Origin of the sequence: Thalassotalea euphylliae, from assembly GCF_042682785.1 — a bacterium.
Classification (GTDB): Bacteria; Pseudomonadota; Gammaproteobacteria; order Enterobacterales; family Alteromonadaceae; genus Thalassotalea_F; species Thalassotalea_F euphylliae.
On record NZ_JBHUIB010000012.1, the window covers coordinates 869,507 to 892,708 of the forward strand.

Consider the following 23,202-nt stretch of genomic DNA (forward strand, 5'->3'; position numbering starts at 1 on the left):
ATGAAAACTGAAAATACTGTTTGGCATGACCAACATATCTCAAAACAACAACGTGCAACTATCAAAGGACAGCGTCCTTGTTTACTTTGGTATACCGGTTTGAGTGGTTCTGGAAAATCAACTGTGGCAAATGCAGTAGATGCAATGTTGTTTGCGCAAGGTAAACATACATATCTATTGGACGGTGATAATGTGCGCCATGGTTTAAATGGCGATTTAAGTTTTAGTGATGAAGACAGAGTAGAAAATATTCGCCGCATTAGCGAAGTGTCTAAACTGTTTATTGATTCAGGACTCATTGTCTCAACTGCTTTTATTTCTCCGTTTGCGTCAGATCGTGACATGGCAAGAAAGCTTTTAGCTGACGGAGAATTTATCGAAGTGTTTATTGATACACCAATTGATGTTTGCGAGCAGCGTGATCCAAAAGGTCTATATAAAAAAGCACGGGCAGGCGAAATAAAGCACTTTACGGGAATTGATTCGGCTTACGATGTGCCAGTGTCGCCTGAGCTTCATATTAAAACGGCTGAATTCTCTATTGAAGAGTGTGCTGCGCAAATAGTGGCTTACCTGCAAGATAACAATTACTTGGGATAAGAGAAATGCATTACGATGTTTTTAATGGCGACGCTGATGGCATATTGGCACTTGTTCAGTTGAGGCTAGCAGATCCTAAAGTTAGTCAACTGATAACTGGGGTTAAACGCGACATCAGTTTGCTGCAACAAGTCGATGTGTCGCAAGCAACATCGGTCACCGTGCTAGATGTGTCTATGGAGAAGAACGCAGATGCGTTGTCTGAGTTATTAGCTGCCAATATTCCAGTAACCTATATAGATCACCACCGTAGCGGTGAGATTCCAGGTTCAGAGCAGTTGACTGCTACTATCGATTTAGATCCCAATACATGTACCGCGCTATTAGTTAATGAACATTTAAGCGGTCGCTTTTATTTATGGGCAATAGCCGCAGCATATGGCGATAACATGACCGCTTCCGCAGAAACTTTAGCTGATAAACATCAGGTTTCTGTTGAAGACAGAGCTTTCCTTAAAGAGCTTGGAATTTATGTGAATTACAATGGGTATGGACGCAGTGTTAGTGATTTACATGTTGAACCTGCTGTACTTTTTAAAGAGTTAGTGCAATATGAAAATCCGTTGTCATTAAAAGACAATGAAGATTCCGTATTCTTTATGCTGAAAAAATCATATAAATATGATATGTTGAATGCGTCGGCTGCAAAGATTCACCATGACAGTGATATTGCTAAGATCATTGAGCTTCCAGATGAAGCATGGGCAAGGCGTGTTAGTGGCGTGTTGGGAAATGATTTAGCGAATCAATCACCTGATAAGGCGCATGGCGTATTGACATTGAATAGCGATGATACATACACCGTCAGTGTTCGAGCGCCACTCAACAATAAACAAGGTGCAGATAAAGTCGTGACTCAATTTGCTACTGGTGGTGGCAGAGCTGCAGCGGCAGGCATAAATAAATTAGAGTTGTCACAGCTGAATACATTTATCGACGTGTTAGTCAGTTACTATGCGAACTAACCACAACGAATAGAGAGAAGGATTATGAAGTATTTACTAACAGGTGGTACAGGGTATATCGGTAGCCATACCGTTGTAGAGCTATTAGAACTTGGTCATGAGGTCGTTATTCTCGATAACTTGGCAAATTCGTCTGTTAAGGTACTTGAACGCGTTGAGAAAATTTGTGGCAAGCGCCCAGCTTTTGTTGAGGGCAATATTTGCAATCGAGATGATCTAGACAAAGTGTTCACTGCGCATCAAATTGAAGCAGTGGTGCATTTTGCTGGATTAAAAGCTGTGGGTGAATCGAATCAAATACCATTGAGTTACTACCACAATAATGTTTCTGGTTCTGTGACTCTATTCCAAGCAATGTCAGATCATAACGTCAAAAAGTTGGTATTTAGTTCATCAGCTACCGTGTATGGCGAAAATAACGTCTCGCCTCTCGATGAATCAATGCCAACCTCAGCTACCAACCCTTATGGCCAAACAAAGCTGATGATTGAAAATATATTGGTCGACTTAGCGAAAAGTGATAGTGATTGGTCAATCATTAATTTGCGATATTTTAACCCGATTGGTGCCCATGCGTCAGGATTGATTGGCGAAAACCCTAATGGTATTCCGAATAATCTGTTGCCATACGTAGCACAAGTTGCAGTAGGGCGCTTAGCTGAATTGAACGTATTTGGTGATGATTACGACACGCCAGATGGAACAGGCGTGCGTGACTACATTCATGTGGTTGATTTAGCTCAAGGGCATGTAAAAGCACTTGAGAAAATTGATGCGCATAATGGTTGCCATGCGATTAACTTAGGAACAGGGAATGGTACTTCCGTATTACAAATTGTTGAATCGTTCAAGCGTGTTAGCGGTAGAGATATTCCCTTTAAAATAGCGCCTCGTCGTGCAGGGGATATTGCGACAGTGTTTGCTCATGCTGATAAAGCGGCTAAAGCGCTAAACTGGCAAGCAAAGTTAGACTTAAACGCTATGATTGAGGATACATGGCGTTGGCAGTCAAATAACCCAAACGGTTATGAATAAAAAATAGAAAGTTACGCACAAAAAAGCGCTCATTGAGCGCTTTTTTATTATTTATAACAATTAGTAAGCTAAGTCACTTGCTGTGCTTGCTCATCTGCCCATGCTAAGGCTTCGTTGTAGCACTCAATTAATTGTTCTTTATCGATATGAAGCTTTTCTATGACGATATTGGTTTTACTCCACTCCGCGTGTTCTACACACTCTACAAGTTTGATTAAGGCAGCCATCACGCCTTTGCGAGTCAGTAACGTATCTTTAATCTCTTGAGCCAGAGGCAGCTTTTCTAGAACGCTTTCTATATCTTCGTCGAGAATTGCATCAATCATCGATAGTAAGCCCGTTAAGAACGCGATAGATGCGTCGTACTGCCCACCAAGCTTGGTTGCTACCAGCTCACAGAATTTAGCGCGCGTCATCGACATATTAATAAGCTCTGTAGGCTTATTCGGGTTAACGTTTGCGGCGAACATCAAGCCTAGGAAACGTTTTAATTCTCCTGACCCTAAAATGACCAACGCTTGTTTGATCGTCGAAATCTCACTACGACGTCTAAAAATTGGCGAGTTAGCATAGCGAAGGAGCTTGTAGGACAGAGAGACGTCACGTTCAAACACAGCAGTAATGTTTGCTAGATCTAAATCAGGCTTACTTGTTTCGTAAAGTAGCTCCGCCATTGCCATTTGAGACGGTGAAAGGCTTTTTGTTTTAACCATTTCTGGTTTTGAAAAGAAGAAACCTTGGAAATACTCAAAACCCAACTCAACCATTTGGTTGTACTGCTCGTGTGTTTCAACTTTTTCAGCAAGGAGTTGTATATGTGGGTGAGCTGCAATAGCTTCCTTAATCACTTTTATTTCTTCAATGCTCGTTTCGAGTACATCGATTTTAATAATTTTTACGTAAGGATAAAAATGCGCCCAAACCGCTTGGTGCTCATAATCATCTAGTGCTAGCGTATAGCCTTTCTCATGCAACTCTTTACACAACGCAAGAAGCTTTTTGCCTGGCTTTACTGTCTCAAGTACTTCAACTACCACTTCCTCATTGGTAAGCATGGTTGGGTAACCTTTGCTCAATGTTTCTAAGGTAAAGTTGATAAAAGCAGGCTTGTTACCCGTAAATTCATGGATGCCCATGTTGAATTTACTGGCTTCAATCATTTTTGTTGTTGCTTCGTCACCATCAATATCAGGGAAAATATTATCGATGCTGTCACGAAACAGCAGCTCGTAAGCAAATAGATTCTTGTTTTTATCTAAAATGGGCTGTCTGGCCGCATAAAAGTACATAGTAAGATAAAATCCTTGCGATGCATTTTCTTTTAACGCATTGGTTTTGCCGCGTATATCGTTGTTATAACAGAAAATGGCTAACTAACACCGTATGTACGGAATATAAAATAATCAGTGTCAGATAGCCATTAGTTTGTCTGATTTTTTACGGAATTGGTTAATTATTCCGCATTTAGTTTGGCGAATATTTTTTCCGGCTCTTCGTTATCACGATCAACAAATTTACTGACAACAATACCTGCTGCAAAAGCTGCGATAAAGCCTGGCACAATTTCATATAAGTCGAACATACCACCGCTTAATTGTTTCCAGATAACAACGACCGCAGCACCACTGACAATGGCAGCGATAGCGCCGAACTTATTAAACTTCGACCAGAATAGTGCAAGTAGTACTGTTGGTCCAAATGCAGCACCAAAACCTGCCCATGCATAACTGACTAGATCCAATACCGAGCTTTCTGGATTGGTCGCTATTACCGTTGCCAAAACAGCGATACCTGCTAATGAAAGACGCGACAGCCAAACAAGTTCTTTTTCACTGGCATCTCGATTCACGAGGTGTTTATAAAAATCTTCAACAATGACACTAGAGCAGACTAATAATTGAGAATCTATCGTGCTCATGATGGCTGATAAAATTGCAGCTATCAGTACGCCAGCTACCCATGGGTTTAAAATTGCTGAAGCAAGTTGTAAAAATACCGTTTCAGGGTTAGCTAGCGGTGCGTCAACGAAATAGGCCAAACCAACTAAACCAATTGCCAATGCACCAAACAAAGATAGCACCATCCAGGCCATAGCAATGTTGCGTGATAGTGGAATGTCTTTTGTTGAGCGAATTGCCATAAAGCGACTCAGTATGTGCGGCTGACCAAAATAGCCTAAACCCCAGGCCATAAGCGATATAAAGCCCAGCCAACTGAAATCTTTAAACAAGTTTGCATAGTCAGGGTTAGCAGTAGCAAGTATTTCGTTCGTAGATTCCCAACCACCAAGTGTATTTATCGCGACGATAGGTAACAAAATAAGTGCAACAAGCATTAAGCAGCCTTGGAAAAAGTCAGTCCAGCTAACCGCCAAGAACCCACCGAGGAAAGTGTACGAGACAATGACAACGGCGCCAATGATTAAGGCCGTGGTGTATTCCAAACCAAACACTTTTTCAAACAGTATCGCTCCGCCGACTAGACCCGATGATACATAAAATGTGAAGAATACAATAATGGTGATGGCTGAGATAAATCGAAGCAGGTGAGAGGTGTCATTAAAACGATTTTCAAAAAACTCAGGAAGAGTAAGTGAGTCGTTTGCGTTTTCAGTAAATTTTCTCAATCTAGGAGCAACGAGTAACCAATTAATATAGGCACCAAGAACTAAGCCCACGCCTATCCAGACTTCACTTGCCCCTGAAAGATAAATAGCCCCCGGTAAGCCAAGTAACAGCCAGCCACTCATATCTGATGCGCCAACGCTCAGTGCCGTAACGGCAGGGCCTAATTGACGGCCACCTAAAATGTAGTCACTTAGCGTGTCTGTGGCTCGGTAAGCAATAAAGCCAATAGCTAAAGTGGCGAGGAGGTACCCAATAAAGGTAACCAAGGTTGGAAGGGCTATGCTCATTTAAATCATTCTTGCTAGTGTTATTTAACACAACATGCTAACAAGAATGATTTTTTACAGCCAGCATTTGGCGATGGAGTTACAAAATGTTACGACGGTTAGGTAGCGTTAATTAAGTAGACCAACGCACGTTTTTACTGAGGTTCTCCTGCCATTTGTTTAACTGCTCTGACTTGTCACCAACAACGATCACTTGATTACTGCCAGCGTTTATTGATTGTCCTTTGTAAAGGCTATCACTAAATTGCTCAGAGAAAGCAACACCATCACGCTCTGGCACAATAAATACATTGACTGGCGAATTAGCACCTTTAAATACAAGATGTAAGCTCTTCACACCGTCAAATCGACAGTAATCAGCAGAGATAAGTTCACCAATAGCACCAGTGAAGCTTCCGTTAAAGGCAGCCATTTTCGTATTCAATGTTGTCATCGAAACGCGATTAACATCAGCATTACTAAATACACCTTCTTCATGATAAACGTGAGCTAACGCATAATCGCCTAGGCTGTTATAAGCACTCGAAAACTGTAAAAAGTTCAATGTTAATCCGCCAACAAAAGCGACGGATGCTGCCAAAGCTAAGTGAATGCGAGTCTTCCGCTTATCTTGGCGATGGCTCGCCATAGCTTGCCTTAATATGAGTTTGTTGCTGAGATCTTCAGGTACTGGAATATCAAGCGCGCTTGCAATCTTTTCATCCAGTTGTTCAAGTTCTTTGGCAAACTGCTGACGCGACGCATCTGCATTTTTTGCATCTGCTAGCTCCGGATCTTTACTCTTTGGATCTGCGTATAAGCTGCGTCTAAATTGTAGATCATCCATTGTATGTACCTCTTTTCAATGGCTCGTTATCCAGAGCGTCTTTTAACTGATTTCTTGCCCTGAAAAGGCGTGTCATCACCGTATTCTTGTTGAGATCGAGCATTTTAGCGATTTCTTCACCACTAAAACCACCAATCACCTGTAGCACCAGAGGCTCTCTATATTCTTCTGGAAGCTGCGCGATTTTTTCTCGCAGCCAGTGATTCTCGATTTCCTGTTCTGAACTAGGTGATACAGAATCTGTTATTGACGACTCTTCATATTCCCCCATATCAAAGCGTTTGCGTTCAAATCGGCGAGCATTTTCACGTCGTAAAATAGTGATTAACCATGACTTTGCAGCCTTTTCGTCTTTTAGAGAGTCTAAGGCACGCCACGCGCGTAAAAAGGTTTCCTGCACTAAGTCTTCCGACACTTGTTTGTCGTGCGTTAACCAGTAGGCATAACGATATAAGTCAGCGTGCAAGGCTTTAACTAGGGCTTCGTATCTAACTTGTTTTGTACTCATGCCACTAGAGACCTTGGCAGTCGAATTTTTATTTCGAAATTTTTCTAACATTTTTCTTCCTGTCAGGCAGGGTCATTAAAATTATACCCTTTACCTGACAGTACACTAGAAAAATTAAAACTAAATTAGGGATTTAGTTTGATATCTTGAATATCTTTTTCGGAATGTGCAGGCGCAAACTGAGAAATAATTTTGAGTAGGCTTGTACCTTGCCAATGAGCAGTATTTTTACTGTATAGGTTGGCTTGAAGTTGTTGCAGCTCAAATATCAAAGGTTTGTTGTTACATTGCGCGATCACATCTGCGATAGTTTTGGCGTTGCTAGCGGTTTTTTGGTTAAACCAAGGGACTATCATACTAAGCACGGCAGACGAATCATTCTTTTTACATGCGGCCATAAGCGACAATTGTGCACTACTGGCGTCAACTGGCTTATCTGAAGTAGCGTCATAACGGTTTGATACTCTGTAAGTAATGAACCACGCGAGACTGGTTAATAACCACAGTGCTAAGAAAAGCCATTGTAACCAAGAACTTTGCGTTACATAAACGGTTTCTACGTTACCTGTCGCGTTGTAACTTTCTGGCTGAGCTAGCGTTTGTGTTGGCGGTACAAAGCTGCGTTGTTCTGATAGTTCACCTGGCTCAACGTTAATCGTTTGAGCGGGCAATGTTGCTGTTTCCATACGATTGGTTATCGTATTCCACCAAGGCACTTGCACGGCAGGTAGTGTGAACTCGCCAGGCTTAGTCGCTACAATTGCAAAGTTACTGACACTCTGGCTAACATAGCGTCCATTGGTAATATTCGCGTGCGTTGTTTGCTGATCTGGGTATACCTTTAACCCCGTTGGAAGGGCAAGTTCGAGCTCTGGAAGTTGCTCTTTACTCACGCCCACGGCAGTCAATGTAATTGTACGGGTAATTGGGTCGCCCACTTTAAAGCTGGAACCTGAAGGTTGCCATTCTTGATGTAGTGTCATCAATTCACTTGGTAGCCAGTGTCCTGAATAGCTTGTAGGTTTAGGCTTCACTGTGATCGGCAACTCCTCACCCAACACACTGATTGCTTTACTATCGCCAAAACTTAAAAAACTAGAGCGGCTATTTGAGCGAACCAATATTTCACCTGAAAACATTGGAGATCTCAGGTAAAACTCTCCACTACGCTGCGGGATAATAGAAAACGAACGCTCAATGACACGGTATCTTCTGCCGTTGACGGTAGTTTCGCTTTCTTTGTCTTTACCCACCTGTTCTATTGAGGCGCCTTCTAGTGCCGGTTCAGTCAGGCTTCCACGCTTTAGTTCTGCTGCAAAATGCAGTTTAATGGTTAACGTGACCATTTGTTGAACATAAACGTCGTTGTTGGAAATTGCGGTGGTGATAAATACATCTTTTTGTGAAGAAGTGCCTGCTTGACCGGGTTCTAGCACTGTCAAAGAAATAAGGGAGGTTTGCTTACCTTCAATTGTTAATGCGGGAATGGTGATATTGCCTGCTCGCTTCGGAATAAGCAACGTTTGCCACTTTGTCGTACGAGAGGTTTTAAAGTTGATGATACTTGTTTGTGTGCTCACTGAGGTACGCACCACCACAAAATCATTTTCTAATGCACTCGTATCTAGCGCATTAGTATCAACATCATCATCTGCAATAGTGGTGAGTACAAATGATTCATTAACCACCGCCGGGTTACGGTCTACTGTTGCGGTAACTTGTGTTAAGGCCCAAGTGTAAGAAGTAAATATAAATAAAATAAAGCCTAGAAATATTCTTACCACTTTTTCTTGTCTCCGTTACTACTGCCTTGATGACGACGTTTTTGATATTCCAACTTCATTTTTTCACGAAGCAGTCGGTAGGGGTCATCAGTCACTTTTTTGAGTAGTTGTTGATGCTTTTGTTCTTGCTCTTGCTGCGCTTGTTGCTCAGCTTCGGTTAGTTGTGCATTTTCCTGTTGCTCAGCTTCACCTGCTTCTTGCTGAGATTGTTCAGCACTTTGTTGCTGCTCATTCTCTTGAGTGTTGTTCTCTTCATGCTGTTGATCTGTGGCGTCTTGGTTATTTTGCTGTTCATCGTTTTGATTTTGCTCAGCGTCAGCACTGCCATTTTCTTGATTATTCTGTTGGCCTTCGTCAGATTCACTGCTGTTTTGCGAATCATTTTGTGACTGGTTTTGATCACCGCCTTGTTGTTGTTCGTTTTCCTGTTGTTCTTGAGAGTCACTTTGTTGTTGATCGTTACCTTGTTGATTTTGCTGTTGATCTCGCAATTGCTCCAGCAAAGCTTTATTGGCTGTTGCTTCGACATGTTCGGGGTTTTGTTGTAGCGCTTGCTCGTAGGCCTCAATTGCTTCATCGAGCTTTTGCATTTTTGCTAATGCATTACCTTGGTTATACAAAGCGTCAGCGTCACTTCCGTGTTTGAAGGCTTCCAGTGCCGCCTCGTAATTTCCAGCTTTATATTGCGCAGCACCTTGCCATAAAGGGTCTTCAAAAGCATTTGCCGCTTTCTCATATTCTTCTTTGTTAAATGCTTCTTGTCCTTGCTGATCTTTTGTTTTGAACCATTGTTGCCAATCTAACGCATATGCCTCTTGTTGCGGTTGTAGCAGAAGCAAGGGGACTAGTGCGACTAATGCGCCTCTACGGAAATAAGGAAGTAGCAATGGAAGCGCCAGTAACAGCAGGTAAGGGCCAGCTTCTTGCCATTGGTCACCTTGCTGCTCGTTTTCTGATGCCTTTTGCTCTGCTTGTTCAATATTTTTTGTGATCAATCGCTTAATATCCGAAATGTCATTACGAATAGTTTGATAGGAACCACCGCTGTTAACTGCAACACCATAAAGTAGTTTTTCGGAAAGTTTTGGAATGACAATGGCGCCGCTGTTGTCTTTAAGTAATTCTCCATTCGGCAATTTTATAGGGGCACCAGATGGTGTTCCGATGCCAAGAATGTTGACGGTATGTTGATGCTCAGCTGACCACTGGGTTAAGTCTTCAATGTCTTCCCTATCAATGCCATCGGTGAACCAGTATATATCCCCTTCAATATGGCCTGCATTAGCCAGCATATCGTGCGCCAAATGCAATGCAGCCAGTGGGTTGCTGCCAAGCTCAGGCATCAAGTCAGGACTCAAAGCAGGTAAGAAAAGTTTTATGTTGTTAATGTCTTCTGTTAGCGGGCTAATAGCAAAGGCATCGCCCGCATAGGCGACAAGACCTATATCGCCTTCATTTATATTATCTAGAAGGTCGATTGCTTTGAAGCGTGCACGCGTTAAACGATTGGGTGACAAGTCTGTTGAGAACATGGAATAAGACATGTCCATGATCAATACCGAACCGCGCTCAATGTTATAGACAGGCTGTGGAAGTTTTTCCCACGCAGGGCCGGCCAGTGCGACGATGCTTAGTACCCAGAGTACTACCGCGGGCAACACAGAAAGGGATTTACCATTGGCGCCAGGTTCTATCATTTGTTTTGACAGATGAGCAGGCAAAATTCGCTGCCAGCCAGATTGACTGACTTGAATGCGTTTAATCAACCACACTAATAATGGCAATGCCAGCAAACCCAATAGCCATAAGGGGCGAATGAAATGGAAATTTTCCATCATGACATCGCTCCTCGTCGGTCTAATAAACGTGTGCCCAAATTAAGCCACAGCAAATACGCAAAAGCGAGCGCAAGTGCTGCAGTCATTGGATAATAGAACAATGCTTTTAAGGGCCGCATTTGTTGCTGATCTTGTTCTACAGGCTCTAGTTTATCGAGCAACTCATAGATTTGTGTCATTGATTGGCTGTCGCGCGCTCTGAAGTACTGCCCGCCGGTTTGATCAGCAATTTTTATTAGGGTTTCCTCATCAAGCTCACTTGAAGGGTTTACTCGGCGCACACCAAACAGTGAGCGCTGTAACATTTCGTCGGCACCAATACCGATAGTATAGATAGTAATACCTTTAGCAACAGCGAGTTCAAGTGCTTGTTCTGGGGTGATCTTGCCAGCTGTATTTTGCCCGTCAGTCAGTAAAAGAAGCACTCGATTAGACTCTTTTTTACTTTCAAAGCGTTTTACAGCCAGTGCAATAGCATCACCAATGGCAGTTTTTTTACCTACAAGTCCAAGAACGGTCTCGTCTAGCATTTGCGCTACGGTTTTGCGATCAAAGGTCATGGGCGTTTGCATGTATGCATCATCGCCAAAAAGAATAAGTCCCAGTCGGTCGCCAACTCTACGCTCAATAAATTCACCAAGCAGTACTTTTAGCATTTGTAAGCGATTAACGGTACCACCGTTAAGCTCCATATCTTCAACTTGCATACTGCCAGATAAGTCGACCGCTATCATCATTTCACGGCCTTCGGTGGGGATGTCTACCGCTTCTCCAAGCCATTGCGGTCTGCTTGCCGCAATAACAACGAGTATCCAAATTAGAGTCAATAATACTAAAGAAAGCTTGCTTTTATTTGGCGCGTTATTGGATAAATCGTTGCCCGTTACGATTGCAGGTACACGCAGTGCGGCAGCTGAGGCATTTTTCTTGGCGGGTAAAAGATATACTAGTAGCGGCAGTGGAAGTAGCGCTAATAAATATGGCCAAGCAAACTCAATCATGATTTTGCTCCTATGTGACCTTTCATTGCTTCTTCATTTTTCAAGGCATGTTTTTTCTTAGTTGGTAGTGCATGACTAACCCAATACATGAGGGCTTTATTGAAGGCGGCAACATTGTTGTTCTCACCTTTTTGGTAAAGTGAAGAAAAATGGTCCGAAGAAAGCGTTTCAAATTCTGCAGCTTTGCTAGCTGGAATATGGTCACGCATAAATGTCACTAATCCAGAACTATGCAGATTCGCTACTTGTGCTCTTGGAAAATAATGTATCAGTGCTACTTTTAGTAGTTCACTGCTGCGCTCTTGTGATGTCGATTTTGCCAATTCAACAAGAATACGTTTTTTGATTTTTACACGTTGTCTATGCTGTTTGACTTTCATTGTGATGTAGATAACTAACGCAATAATGCATGCCAGCAATATCCACCAGCCAATTGCTACTGGATAATTGTGAATTTGCTGCGGTAAATGAATATCATTTAATTGAGCTAACGGATCCAATGGCTTACTCCATCCGTCAATTGAGCTTCGATGCTGCTATCAGTAGATATGGTAAAAACACGTGCTCCTGCTTTTTGCAGCAGGCCTTGCTTACCACTCATCAATTTACGTGCTTTTAACTGATACGCCTGTTTAATTTTTGCGTCACCGAGGGTGAATTGCTGTCTTGATTCACCATCTGTCATTGCCACATTTAAACGGTAGCCAACATCTGGCAGGTTTTGTTCAAGAGGATCGACAATCATAGCCACTACTAACTCACAGTGACGGCTGATTATCGACAAATGCCGTACACCTTGCTCTGAAATACCATTGCCGTCAGTGATCAGGTAAACCAAGCTGCCTGGCTTTGCTATTTGTCGTAATCGTTGGCAGTTTTCTTCAAAAGCAGACACTGCCGTTTGATGAGTGAGAGGTTCTTGCTGAGTTAGGCTTAGTTGATGAATTTCCTGCAATGTATGAAGGTAGTGCAACACCCCTTGTTTACGGGAGCGAGGCTTGCATTCAATATGAGCCGATTCGTTAAAAACTATGCCGCCTAGTCTGTCTCCACGTTGCTTGGCATGCCATGCAACTAATGAGGCAAGATGTGCGGCTTGAACAGACTTACAAAGCAAGCGAGTGCCGAATAACATGCTTTGGCTAAAATCAGTTGCCACTAGCACGGGTCTTTCTATTTCTTCACGGAAAAGTTTGGTATGGGTTTTACCTGTGCGAGCAGTTACGCGCCAGTCGATAGCACGAATATCGTCGCCATGTTGATAATGACGCACTTCGTCAAATTCCATACCACGACCTTTTGATCGCGCTAAGTAATTGCCGGCCATCTTAGATTGTTGGTTTTTACTGGCTTTTAGGTCTATCAAACCTGCCTTGCTCTGATACTGCAATAACTCCTGAATGGTCAGGTGTACACCATCCGTGTGCAGCTGGCTTAACACCTGTTCGACAGATGGTGTATTGTTTTCAACTTTTGAGCGGGAAAACCACTTCATTATCTAACGCTCGATATTCTCTGTTTGCTGCAAATCAATATTAACCAATAGCGACAAGCGAAACTAAGTGGTCAATCAATTGGTTGGCGGTGATTCCTTCAGCTTCTGCTTGATAGGTCAATAGTAAGCGATGGCGCAATACATTATGCACTACTGCTTGAACATCTTCAGGACTGACGAAGTCACGTCCATGTAACCATGCGCGTGCGCGTGCGCATCGGTCTAATGCAATCGTTGCGCGGGGGCTAGCACCGAATGCCAACCATGCTTTTAATTTCTCGTCATATTTTTCAGGCTGGCGCGTGGCAATAATTAAATCAACGATATATTGCTCGACGGCTGGCGCCATATGAATTTTTAATACTTCTTCACGTGCCGTGAAAATTTCATCCTGAGAAAGAGTACGAAGTGGTGTTTTTTCTTCTTTCAGCGCTTCACCACGATTTAATTTAAGAATCTCTAACTCACTCTCAGCACCTGGATAACTGACATCAAGATGCATTAAGAAACGGTCAAGTTGAGCTTCTGGTAATGGGTAAGTACCTTCTTGCTCAATAGGGTTTTGTGTAGCCATGACAAGAAACAAATCAGGTAATTTATAGGTTTTTCTACCTACGGTTATTTGACCTTCAGCCATCGCTTCAAGCAATGCTGACTGAACTTTAGCTGGCGCACGGTTTATTTCATCGGCTAACACTAAATTTCTGAAAAGAGGACCTGACTGAAAGACGAAACTACCATCTTCTGGACGATAAATATCGGTTCCTGTTAAATCAGCAGGTAATAAATCGGGCGTAAATTGTACTCGGTGAAAATCTGCCTCCACGCCTTGCGCTAGTGCATTGACTGCTCGCGTTTTTGCCAGACCTGGTGGGCCTTCGACTATTAAGTGTCCGTTTGCCAACAGAGCAATCAATAAATTTTCAACGAGCTCATGTTGACCAATGATTTGATCAGCAAGGTGTGTTTTTAACGCGGAAAAGTGTTCAATGGTCATGTGAAATGTTTTCTATTTATTATCAATATACTAGTGTTAAAGCATGTCGATTTTTAAGACATTGCATTTTATATAAGGTTCAACCAGCTAATTACAAGGCTAATCTTGTAAGAATTTATCAAGCTATGATCAACACACTCCTGAAATCGACGTCTTGTTGAAAAAAAAATAATTGACGTTAGAATTGAGTAAAAGTTCAGAGGTCAGACCTCTTAAAAAGGAAACACAATGTCAAACACAATTAAAACGCCAAAAGGGGAGCGCATCGCGGTAGTCGCGGGCCTGCGTACACCTTTTGCTAAACAAGCAACGGCTTTCCATGGTGTACCAGCAGTTGATCTGGGCAAAATGGTAGTTAACGAATTAATGAAAAGACACGACGTTGACCCGCAAATAGTCGATCAATTAGTGTTTGGCCAAGTAGTTCAAATGCCAGAGGCACCAAACATTGCACGTGAAATTGTGTTGGGCACTGGTATGAATATTCATACAGACGCGTACAGCGTGTCTCGCGCATGTGCGACTAGCTTCCAGTCTACCGTAAATGTTGCAGAGTCAATTATGGCAGGTGTGGTTGATGTTGGTATTGCAGGTGGTGCAGATTCTTCGTCTGTTGCACCAATTGGTGTGACTAAAAAATTAGCACGCTCCTTGCTCGACTTATCAAAAGCAAAAACCTTTGGGCAAAAATTCGGCCTAATCCGCCAACTTGGCTTAAAAGACTTAATGCCAGTGCCACCTGCAGTAGCTGAGTACTCGACAGGCTTATCAATGGGCCAAACGGCAGAGCAAATGGCTAAGACCCATCAAATATCGCGTGAGTCTCAAGATGAATTAGCCCATCGCTCTCATGTATTAGCAACAGAGAGTTGGGCGGCAGGCAAGCTTGATGGCGAAGTAATGGCTGCGCATCCTGAACCACATAAAACGTTTATCGATAAAGATAACTGTATTCGTGAAAATTCTGAATTAGCGGGCTATGCACGCTTACGTCCAGTGTTCGATCGTAAGCACGGTTCCGTAACAGCAGCAAACAGTACTGCACTTACTGATGGTGCTGCAGCCATTATGTTAATGCGCGAAGGTCGTGCGAAAGAACTTGGATACAAGCCATTAGGTTACATCAAAAGCTATGCATTCACTGCGATTGACGTGTGGGAAGATATGCTGATGGGGCCAAGCTATGCGACACCACTAGCACTTAAGCGTGCAGGTATGGAACTTTCAGACTTAACATTAGTAGAAATGCATGAAGCGTTCGCAGCACAAGCGCTTTCAAATATGAAGATGTTTGGCTCGAAAAAGTTTGCGCAAGAAAAGTTAGGCCGCGACAAAGCTATCGGTGAAATTGATATGGATAACTTTAATGTCATGGGCGGCTCGTTAGCATACGGCCATCCATTCGCGGCAACCGGTGCGCGTTTAATTACGCAAACACTAAATGAATTGAACCGCCGAGGTGGTGGTGTAGGCCTCACAACAGCCTGTGCGGCAGGTGGGTTAGGCGCAGCAATGATTGTGGAGACAGACTAATGACAGAACAAACAAATAACAGTGTGTTTTCACTAGAGCGTCAAGAAAATGGTATTGCGCATCTTGTTATGGATGTGAAGGGCGATACGATGAACACGCTCAAGGCAGAGTTTGGTGAAGAAATTACCGCCATGCTTAAAGAAATTAAAGATGACGCGACTATCAAAGGCATCGTAGTTGTCAGTGGTAAAGCAGATTCATTTGTTGCTGGTGCGGACATTAATATGCTTGCAGCTTGCACGACAGCAGAGGAAGCAACCACGCTTTCTCGTCAGGGACAAATGGTTTTCGACCAAATGGAAAACTTCCCTAAACCAATCGTAGCAGCAATTAATGGTGCCTGTTTAGGTGGTGGTTTAGAACTTGCTCTTGCATGTCACGCACGTATTGCAAGTGATAACCCTAAAACTGCGCTTGGTGTACCAGAAGTACAACTTGGTTTATTGCCTGGCGGTGGCGGCACACAGCGACTACCAAAACTAGTTGGTATTCAAAAGTCTTTAGACATGATGCTAACCGGTAAGCAACTTCGTGCTAAGCAAGCACTAAAGTCAGGCTTAGTTGATGATGTCGTTCCTAACAGTATTCTCGTTCGTACCGCTGAAGAAATTGCGCTTAAAGGCAAAGTAAAGCCAAAGAAACGCAAAACGTCTTTGATGGACAAAGCGCTAGAAGAAAACCCAATGGGTCGTAAGGTGCTATTTGACCAAGCAACTAAATCTGTGTTGTCGAAAACAAAAGGTAACTATCCAGCACCATTAAAGATTATTGATTGTGTGCGTGTTGGTGTAGAGCGTTCTCCTGCTATGGGTTACCAGGTAGAAGCTGATCATTTTGGTCACCTTGTGATGACGCCAGAATCTGAACAACTACGCAACCTTTTCTTCGCAACAACAGACATGAAGAAAGAGCATGGTGTTGAAGGTGTAGAGCCAGCAAAAGTGCTCAAAGCAGGCGTACTTGGTGGTGGCTTGATGGGCGGTGGTATCTCGTTCGTCACGGCGACCAAAGCGGGTGTGCCTGTGCGTGTTAAAGATATCTCGCATAAAGGTATCAACGCGGCGCTTAAATACAGCTACGATCTTTTGAACAAAAAAGTAAAGCGTCGTTTTATGCGCCACAGCGAAATGCAACGTCAGTTGGCAGACATTACCGGTACGCTTGATTACACAGGTTTTAAAGATGCAGACATTGTAGTTGAAGCGGTATTTGAAGACTTGTCTCTAAAGCAAAAAATGGTAACGGATGTAGAAGCTAACTGTCGTCCCGACACTATTTTCGCGAGTAATACGTCTAGCCTACCCATAGGCCAGATTGCAGCAAACGCTGAACGTCCAGAAAACGTCATTGGTCTTCATTACTTCTCACCTGTAGATATGATGCCGTTGGCAGAAATTATCGCTCATGAGAAAACGTCAGATGAGACAATTTCAACGACCGTAGCCTTTGCTAAAAAACAAGGTAAGACCCCAATAGTTGTTAAAGATAAGGCGGGTTTCTTTGTTAACCGTATTTTGGCGCCGTACATGAATGAAGCAGCGATGATGCTTCTTGAAGGCGAGCCAGTAGAAAAGTTAGACAAAGCACTAGTTAAGTTTGGTTTCCCTGTAGGTCCAATGCAATTGCTTGACGAAGTTGGTATTGATATTGGGGCGAAAATTGGTCCAATTCTTAAAGCCGAACTAGGCGATCGCTTTGAAACACCTGCAGCATTCGAAAGCTTAATCAATGATGGCCGTTTAGGTAAAAAGGCGAATAAAGGCTTCTACTTATACGGTAAAGCTGCGAAGAAAGGTAAGAAGACGGTTGATGAGACCGTTTATAATCTGCTTGGTGTAACCCCATCAGGTAAGTTATCAGAACAAGATATTGCGAAACGCTGTGTTTACATGATGTTGAATGAAGCGATGCGTTGCTTGGACGAAGAAATTGTGCGTAACGCTCGTGACGGTGATATCGGTGCTATCTTCGGTATTGGCTTCCCTCCATTCTTGGGTGGTCCATATAGCTACATTGACAAAGTTGGCGCGACAAACATTGTGAGCCAGTTAAATCAGTGGAAGCAGCAACATGGTGATCGTTTTGAACCGTGCGATGCGCTTATTAAATTAGCTGAGAGCGGCGATAAGTGTCATAAGTAAAAGCTAAATACGCTGAATTAAAGGAGGCGTATGCCTCCTTTTTTGTGCATATCAGTTTGCTTGATAAGTAATGGCAATAAAGTCAAAATAACACTGTTGAATAATTGCTCTATTTTCTTTTAAAAAGTAATCAGTTTTGATATATTACGCGCCGTAAATTTAGTACCCATTTTCATTTACTACTCGTTCCTCAGATAAAGGTATAGTATTTATGTTGTTACTTGCAGTTACCGTTAGCTTAGTGTGTTCTTTGTTTTTCTATTGTCAGGCAATTTCAAGTGGAATGGGGCGCAGACGTTGGGCGTTTGCAGGTTTATTGATGGGGCCTTTCATTTGGCCTATGTTCTGTATGAAGAAACGTATGAAAGTTAATCGTGCGTTTGGGTTTAACTATTTATTGTTTAGAGCCTAGTACTCGCTTCTCTTGAGAAGAAATGCAAACTTCCGTGTTGCATAGCCTATTTCAAATTTAACGCCACCAGTCAGCAGCATTTACCTCTTCAATTTGGATTTTAGAGGCTATCGGATTCTCTTTGATATCATGGCCTAGCCACGCTTTGATGATAGCCAGCATTAGATTTTTACTCTAGGCTTTTTGTCTGCAATTTTCACTCTAGGCTTTTTGTCTGCAATTTTTACTCTAGGCTTTTTGTCTGCAATTTTTACTCTAGGCTTTTTATCTGCAATAAGCATTTTTATTGAGCTTGTGCTGGTAAAATCGTTTATATTTTTCGGTTCAACTGCTTGCTCTGGTGATGACGAAGATACAAGAATTGACATGATTAGCGAAGTTAACATTATGTTTTCCTATTACTTTATTGTTATTAAAGACAGACATAGTGTTAGCTATTATTGTGCCAATAGTTGAATTTACGGGTTTTGTTTTAAGTCACTGAAAAGTAATGAAATATTTTGACTGTGGCGTGGCTTTTTGTGGCGTCAAAAAATATGAGGAAGTAATTTACCGCATCTTGGCTAGGTGGCAGGAATTTGACTCTTTGAATAGGTTAAGATTTAGAGTAAAGATTGGTTGATTGATCTGTGATTTGATGGCTCAGCAGATATTTTTGGAACTCATTTTCTGCGAGTGGTTTGCTATATAAGTAACCTTGGAGCTGCTCACAGCCAAGACCAGCAAGGAAATTAAGTTGATTATTATTTTCAACACCCTCGGCTACTACTTGCATGCCCAAATTATGCGCGATAGTCACAATAGTAGCTACCATGTTTCGGCCTTGCTCTGACACCTCAATATCATCAACAAAGGCCTTATCAATCTTTAGTGTATTGAGCGGGAATTTCTTCAGATATGCCAACGATGAATAGCCCGTGCCAAAATCGTCCAGTGATAAATGAATACCCATTGAACGAATCTGAAGCATAGTATCAATGGCGGCTTGCGGGTTATCCATTACCGTCCCTTCGGTAATCTCTAATTCAAGAAACTTTGCCGGTAATTTACTTTCTTCCAATATTGAGGCAATCATTTTAGGTAGGTTGGGTTGTGTAAACTGCACAGCGGAAAGGTTAACTGCAACACGGCCATCAAACATGCCTGCGTCAACCCAACGTTTAGCCGCATAACATGATTTGCGAAGTACAATTTCACCAATATCTATTATTTGACCTGTTTCTTCAGACACTGGGATAAACACAGCTGGACTGATAACTCCTTTTGTAGGGGTCTCAAAACGCACTAGTGCTTCCATGCCAGCAATTTTTCCTGAAGCAATTTGAATTTTTGGCTGATAAAAAACAGAAAACAGATCTTCTTTTAAGCCATGGCGAATTAAACTTTCTATTTGAATTCGTTTAACCGCTTGTTTATTCATCGATTCACTGAAAAATTGATAACGGTTACCACCAGAATCTTTAGCATGGTACATAGCAGTATCCGCATTTTTAAGTAGCTCTTGCGGACTCGCCCCATCTTCAGGGTAAAGCACAATACCAATACTGCTATAAAGCACGATTTCTTGGTTTTTAAGTTTCAATGGTTGCGCAATGATACGCAAAATTTCTTTCGCTAATGAGGTGATCGTGTGGATATCATTCGTATTTTCAATAATGACACTAAATTCATCACCACCTAGCCTATAAACAGTGTTTCGCTTGGAGCCAATTTTCAGAATACGTTTAGCCACTTCGACAAGTATTAAGTCACCGACCTGGTGACCCATAGAGTCATTAATCTTTTTAAAGTTATCTAAATCAAAAACAAGTAGGGCATGTGGTGTTTTGTTTTTAACAAGATTTGTTTGATTTGCTTGGAAGAATGAACGGTTCGGTAGGCCCGTTAGTGTATCTGAATTGGCTAACTTTCTTAATTCTGCCTCTGACTTCTTACGAGCCGTAACATCTGAAAATACACCAACAAAGTGGGAAATATTTCCACTTTCATCACGAATAACGTCAAGGGTTAAATCGGTAAAGTAACGTTCATTACTATTTCGTCTACTTTCAATTTCGCCTTGCCAGTTGCCATGGGTAATCAAGTGTTTTTTTATTGATTGAGTGAAAGACTCGGGATAGCGGGTGAACGCTAGCGAATTGCCCAACATTTCACTTTTTGATTTACCGGTGATTCTGACAAATGCTTTGTTGACATCAACAATGGTAAATTGACGATCGTAGATAACAACTGCGTCTGAAATATTTTCGATACATTTCGCAAAAAGTTTAAGGCGCTCCTCTGCTTTCTTGATATGAGAAATATCTTTGAGCGTACCCGTCATACGAATAGGTTTGTCTTTATCGTCGCGCTCGACCACTTTGCCGCGATCTAACACCCATATCCATTGATCATTTTTATCTTTAACGCGATAAGTCGTTTCGAAGTGTTCTGTTTGGTTATCAAAATGCGCATTCATCGCATCTTTGACACGTTCTATATCGTTAGGGTGTATGTTGGTTTGTTCAGTTCCTACATTTCGCGTACCGTCTTGTGGGAACTCTAGTAACCCCCATATATTTGAGCGAAATATCTTTTTCGTTTTGATGTTCCAATCCCACATTTCATCACCACTTCCCCAAAGTGACAGCTTTAATCGCTCTTCGCTTTTCTTAATTTGAAAGTGATACTGTAAACGTCTTCTATATTGCTGAAGGATGTAGGCAAGTACCAAAAATGTGACAAGCGCATAAGCAACTTTTGCCGAAGTGGTCAGCCAAATAGGCGGGACTACTGTCAAATTTAAAGAAGTTGATTTTTTAATGTTGTTTTGAAAAAGATCGAAAACTTCTAACTCGAAAACGTAAGAGCCAGGACTGAGATTGGTGTATGTAGCTCTTCTATTGTCTCTATTTGTCTCTATCCAATCTTCCTCTAATCCCAATAGTCTATATCTGTATTTGGTTTGAGAGGGGAGCAGGGCGTTAGGAGATACAAATTCTATACTCAAAGGAAATTGCTTGTAAGTAATGCTAAGAGCATTATTCTCGGTTATATTTACCTTTTGTTCTTTGGACTCTATAGACTTATTCGCTATTTCAACCTTTGTTAGAGTTGGTGAGAGAATAGATTGTTCTTGATTCAATAAGTCATTTGGATAGAAACTGTATAGCCCTGTGTTGCTTCCTAGGAAAATTTGCCCGCTATTTTCGTCAGTCGTACTTGAATTGGTGTAAAACTCTGTATTGAACAACCCAAAATCTGTATCGAACATTTTTATATTTAAATCGTTACTAGTTACAACAGAAATACCTTTATTACTTCCAAACCATATATTTTCCTTTTTATCCTGAGTTAGTGACGCTATGTAGTTATTTCTCAGTCCATTCTTCTCGGTAAAAAGTGTGTGAGCTTTTAAGTCCTTTTCAATGACCAGTAGACCATTGCCATGAGAGCTCATAAAAATATGATTTGAAGTAGTATTAACTGAGCGAACTTGAAACGACTCTAATGCAAACTTAGAAAGGTTGAATTCGAAATTAAATATCTTATTTTGAATGTCAAAAGTATAGATTGAACCGTCTTTAGCACCTAACCAAAACTGATTTGTCTTTTCATCAAAAGACAAAGACAAAAGTTCAGAGGGATTATCCAGGCTATACTCTTTGTATCGCTTTTTTTCGAAGTCAAAACATTCTAGCTTTCCTGAGTAATTTAAAAAGCAAGAGTAGTTATCGACTAAAAGCGGGTCAATTCCGAATGTTGGCGTTTTTTCACTGTTCCACCCTTCGACTTCTGTAAGGCTCAATTCATTCTTATTAAAATTATATAGGCTGCCATTAAAGGTAAGAACGTAGACTTTATCCGTTTTAGACCAGTATATTTTATTTACGCCTAATTGAGATGCGATAAGCTGTTCGTTATTAGTTTCGATATTTCTGATGTACAGCTTGTTAGACTCATCGGTGTACATTAGCTGGCCTGAACCAATGTACTCTACGGAAGTGATGTTTAAATTAGTATCATTGTGAATTTTGATACTTTGTTGCAATAAAGACGTCTGGGGTTTGTATAAGTATAGTCCTCCGCCATTTGACGCAAACCATATGTCTTTATTAATGGTTTGTAGAGAGGCCATAAACCAAGGCTGTAATTCTTCTTTTTGTCCAGAAAGCTCAGGTATCACCTTTCGAGTCTCAAATGTTAAAACATCTATGGATGATAACCCTTTCCTTGTCGCGGCAAATACAACCTTATCTTTATAGTTTACTAGGCTCCTTACTTCATTGGAGGAAAGAGCAGCGTCGGTGTTCTCTGATGAAAGGTGTTTAATGATTTTTACATTCTCATCCAAGATGTAAATGCCATTTGTTGTAGCTAGCCAGTAGTTGCCAGCGACTTTTTTTGCATAAAGGAGACTTTTTGCTCTAATGTCAAAGTTCCAACGGGAGGTCTTTCTTTCTTGCGTCATTAAGTTTTTAGCAAGCGTAAATTGTTGATTAGTGAGAATTATTCCATTTGAGAATGTGCCTAGCCAATAATCGCCTTTGTCATCTTGAAATATTGTCTTAATTTCCCCTAGGTTTTGCTCGAAACCTGGAATAAGAATTTGTTCAAATTTACCTGAGTTCCGGTTGTAAAGTTGAAGACCTGTTTCTGTAGCAATAAAAAACTGATCGTTACCTTGTTTATCAACACCTTCAAAAATATCCCATACAACATTATCTAATAACGAATTCCCGTCACCTGAATTGTGAGTGAAATTGATAAAGTCATCTGATGCTCGCCGATATTGGCTCAATCCATTGCTAGTACCTACCCAAAGTACACCTTTACTATCGATGAACAATTTCCGAATGAAGTTGTCGGCAAGAGAGTTTTTATCTTCTAGGTCGTGGCGGTAATGAACAAACTCAAAGCCGTCGTATCGATTCAGACCATCAGCGGTAGCAATCCAAATGAACCCTTGATCATCTTGAACAATAGAATAAACATTACTTTGTGACAGCCCTTCGGGGGTGGAGAATTGTTCGAGCTTTATCGATGAAAGGTTATTATTTGCGTGCGCAGTTGCGCTAAGCAATACAAGCAAAGAACAGATTGTAGCGAGGCCTAGTTGGCGCTTGAGGCTTGATAGCAAATACAGCAAATACTTCACGAAATTTCCACTATCT

The 23,202-nt window shown here is 41.7% G+C and carries 18 protein-coding genes; 6 read left to right on the forward strand and 12 right to left on the reverse strand.

Annotated features, from left to right (window positions below; genetic code table 11):
* From cysC to galE, 3 genes are read left to right on the forward strand one after another with little or no spacing between them, the layout of a single operon-like run.
* Window positions 1–600 (forward strand): adenylyl-sulfate kinase, encoded by a 600-nt coding sequence (cysC, locus tag ACFSJY_RS18360; protein ID WP_386037841.1) that lies wholly within the window; start codon window positions 1–3, stop codon window positions 598–600.
* A gap of 5 nt (window positions 601–605) precedes the next feature.
* On the forward strand, window positions 606–1,565 hold the full coding sequence (locus ACFSJY_RS18365) for a DHH family phosphoesterase (protein WP_386037844.1): 960 nt from the start codon (window positions 606–608) through the stop codon (window positions 1,563–1,565).
* 24 nt (window positions 1,566–1,589) lie between these two features.
* Window positions 1,590–2,600 (forward strand): UDP-glucose 4-epimerase GalE, encoded by a 1,011-nt coding sequence (gene galE, locus ACFSJY_RS18370; RefSeq protein WP_386037847.1) that lies wholly within the window; start codon window positions 1,590–1,592, stop codon window positions 2,598–2,600.
* Window positions 2,601–2,668: 68 nt separating this feature from the next.
* On the opposite strand, the gene ACFSJY_RS18375 is transcribed toward galE, so the two are convergent.
* The 10 genes from ACFSJY_RS18375 to ACFSJY_RS18420 form a co-directional block, all read right to left on the reverse strand.
* Window positions 2,669–3,889, reverse strand: coding sequence for an EAL and HDOD domain-containing protein (locus ACFSJY_RS18375; protein ID WP_386037850.1), 1,221 nt, complete (start codon window positions 3,887–3,889; stop codon window positions 2,669–2,671).
* A 164-nt stretch (window positions 3,890–4,053) separates the two neighbouring features.
* Window positions 4,054–5,514 (reverse strand): sodium/proline symporter PutP, encoded by a 1,461-nt coding sequence (putP, locus tag ACFSJY_RS18380; protein ID WP_386037853.1) that lies wholly within the window; start codon window positions 5,512–5,514, stop codon window positions 4,054–4,056.
* 112 nt (window positions 5,515–5,626) lie between these two features.
* Complete coding sequence (locus ACFSJY_RS18385; RefSeq protein WP_386037856.1) at window positions 5,627–6,340, reverse strand: DUF3379 family protein; 714 nt, start codon at window positions 6,338–6,340, stop codon at window positions 5,627–5,629.
* A complete protein-coding gene (locus tag ACFSJY_RS18390; RefSeq protein WP_386037859.1) occupies window positions 6,333–6,899 on the reverse strand; it encodes a sigma-70 family RNA polymerase sigma factor in 567 nt (188 codons plus the stop codon). The genes ACFSJY_RS18385 and ACFSJY_RS18390 overlap by 8 nt, the downstream gene beginning before the upstream one ends.
* Window positions 6,900–6,973: 74 nt before the next feature.
* A complete protein-coding gene (locus ACFSJY_RS18395) occupies window positions 6,974–8,632 on the reverse strand; it encodes a BatD family protein (protein ID WP_386037862.1) in 1,659 nt (552 codons plus the stop codon).
* A complete protein-coding gene (locus ACFSJY_RS18400; protein WP_386037865.1) occupies window positions 8,626–10,470 on the reverse strand; it encodes a VWA domain-containing protein in 1,845 nt (614 codons plus the stop codon). The genes ACFSJY_RS18395 and ACFSJY_RS18400 overlap by 7 nt, the downstream gene beginning before the upstream one ends.
* Window positions 10,467–11,471, reverse strand: coding sequence for a vWA domain-containing protein (locus ACFSJY_RS18405; RefSeq protein WP_386037868.1), 1,005 nt, complete (start codon window positions 11,469–11,471; stop codon window positions 10,467–10,469). Before ACFSJY_RS18405 ends, ACFSJY_RS18400 begins: the two co-directional genes overlap by 4 nt.
* Complete coding sequence (locus ACFSJY_RS18410) at window positions 11,468–11,971, reverse strand: DUF4381 domain-containing protein (protein WP_386037871.1); 504 nt, start codon at window positions 11,969–11,971, stop codon at window positions 11,468–11,470. Before ACFSJY_RS18410 ends, ACFSJY_RS18405 begins: the two co-directional genes overlap by 4 nt.
* The gene (locus ACFSJY_RS18415; RefSeq protein WP_386037874.1) at window positions 11,959–12,966 is read right to left on the reverse strand and encodes a DUF58 domain-containing protein; all 1,008 of its coding nucleotides are present in this window, start codon (window positions 12,964–12,966) and stop codon (window positions 11,959–11,961) included. The genes ACFSJY_RS18410 and ACFSJY_RS18415 overlap by 13 nt, the downstream gene beginning before the upstream one ends.
* A gap of 40 nt (window positions 12,967–13,006) precedes the next feature.
* Window positions 13,007–13,963: an AAA family ATPase gene (locus ACFSJY_RS18420; protein WP_386037877.1), complete on the reverse strand. Its 957-nt coding sequence runs from the start codon at window positions 13,961–13,963 to the stop codon at window positions 13,007–13,009.
* Window positions 13,964–14,191: 228 nt separating this feature from the next.
* Here ACFSJY_RS18420 and fadI point away from each other — a divergent pair, with 228 nt between their 5' ends.
* From fadI to ACFSJY_RS18435, 3 genes are all read left to right on the forward strand, one after another.
* Window positions 14,192–15,496 (forward strand): acetyl-CoA C-acyltransferase FadI, encoded by a 1,305-nt coding sequence (gene fadI / locus ACFSJY_RS18425; RefSeq protein WP_386037880.1) that lies wholly within the window; start codon window positions 14,192–14,194, stop codon window positions 15,494–15,496.
* The gene (fadJ, locus tag ACFSJY_RS18430) at window positions 15,496–17,637 is read left to right on the forward strand and encodes a fatty acid oxidation complex subunit alpha FadJ (RefSeq protein ID WP_386037883.1); all 2,142 of its coding nucleotides are present in this window, start codon (window positions 15,496–15,498) and stop codon (window positions 17,635–17,637) included. Before fadI ends, fadJ begins: the two co-directional genes overlap by 1 nt.
* Before the next feature lie 211 nt (window positions 17,638–17,848).
* Window positions 17,849–18,049, forward strand: a complete 201-nt coding sequence (locus ACFSJY_RS18435; RefSeq protein WP_386037886.1) for a hypothetical protein — start codon at window positions 17,849–17,851, stop codon at window positions 18,047–18,049.
* A gap of 161 nt (window positions 18,050–18,210) precedes the next feature.
* Here the strand turns inward: ACFSJY_RS18435 and ACFSJY_RS18440 are convergent, their stop codons facing one another.
* On the reverse strand, window positions 18,211–18,435 hold the full coding sequence (locus ACFSJY_RS18440) for a hypothetical protein (RefSeq protein WP_386037889.1): 225 nt from the start codon (window positions 18,433–18,435) through the stop codon (window positions 18,211–18,213).
* Between the two features lie 209 nt (window positions 18,436–18,644).
* Complete coding sequence (locus ACFSJY_RS18445) at window positions 18,645–23,186, reverse strand: EAL domain-containing protein (RefSeq protein ID WP_386037892.1); 4,542 nt, start codon at window positions 23,184–23,186, stop codon at window positions 18,645–18,647.
* Window positions 23,187–23,202 lie beyond the last annotated feature (16 nt).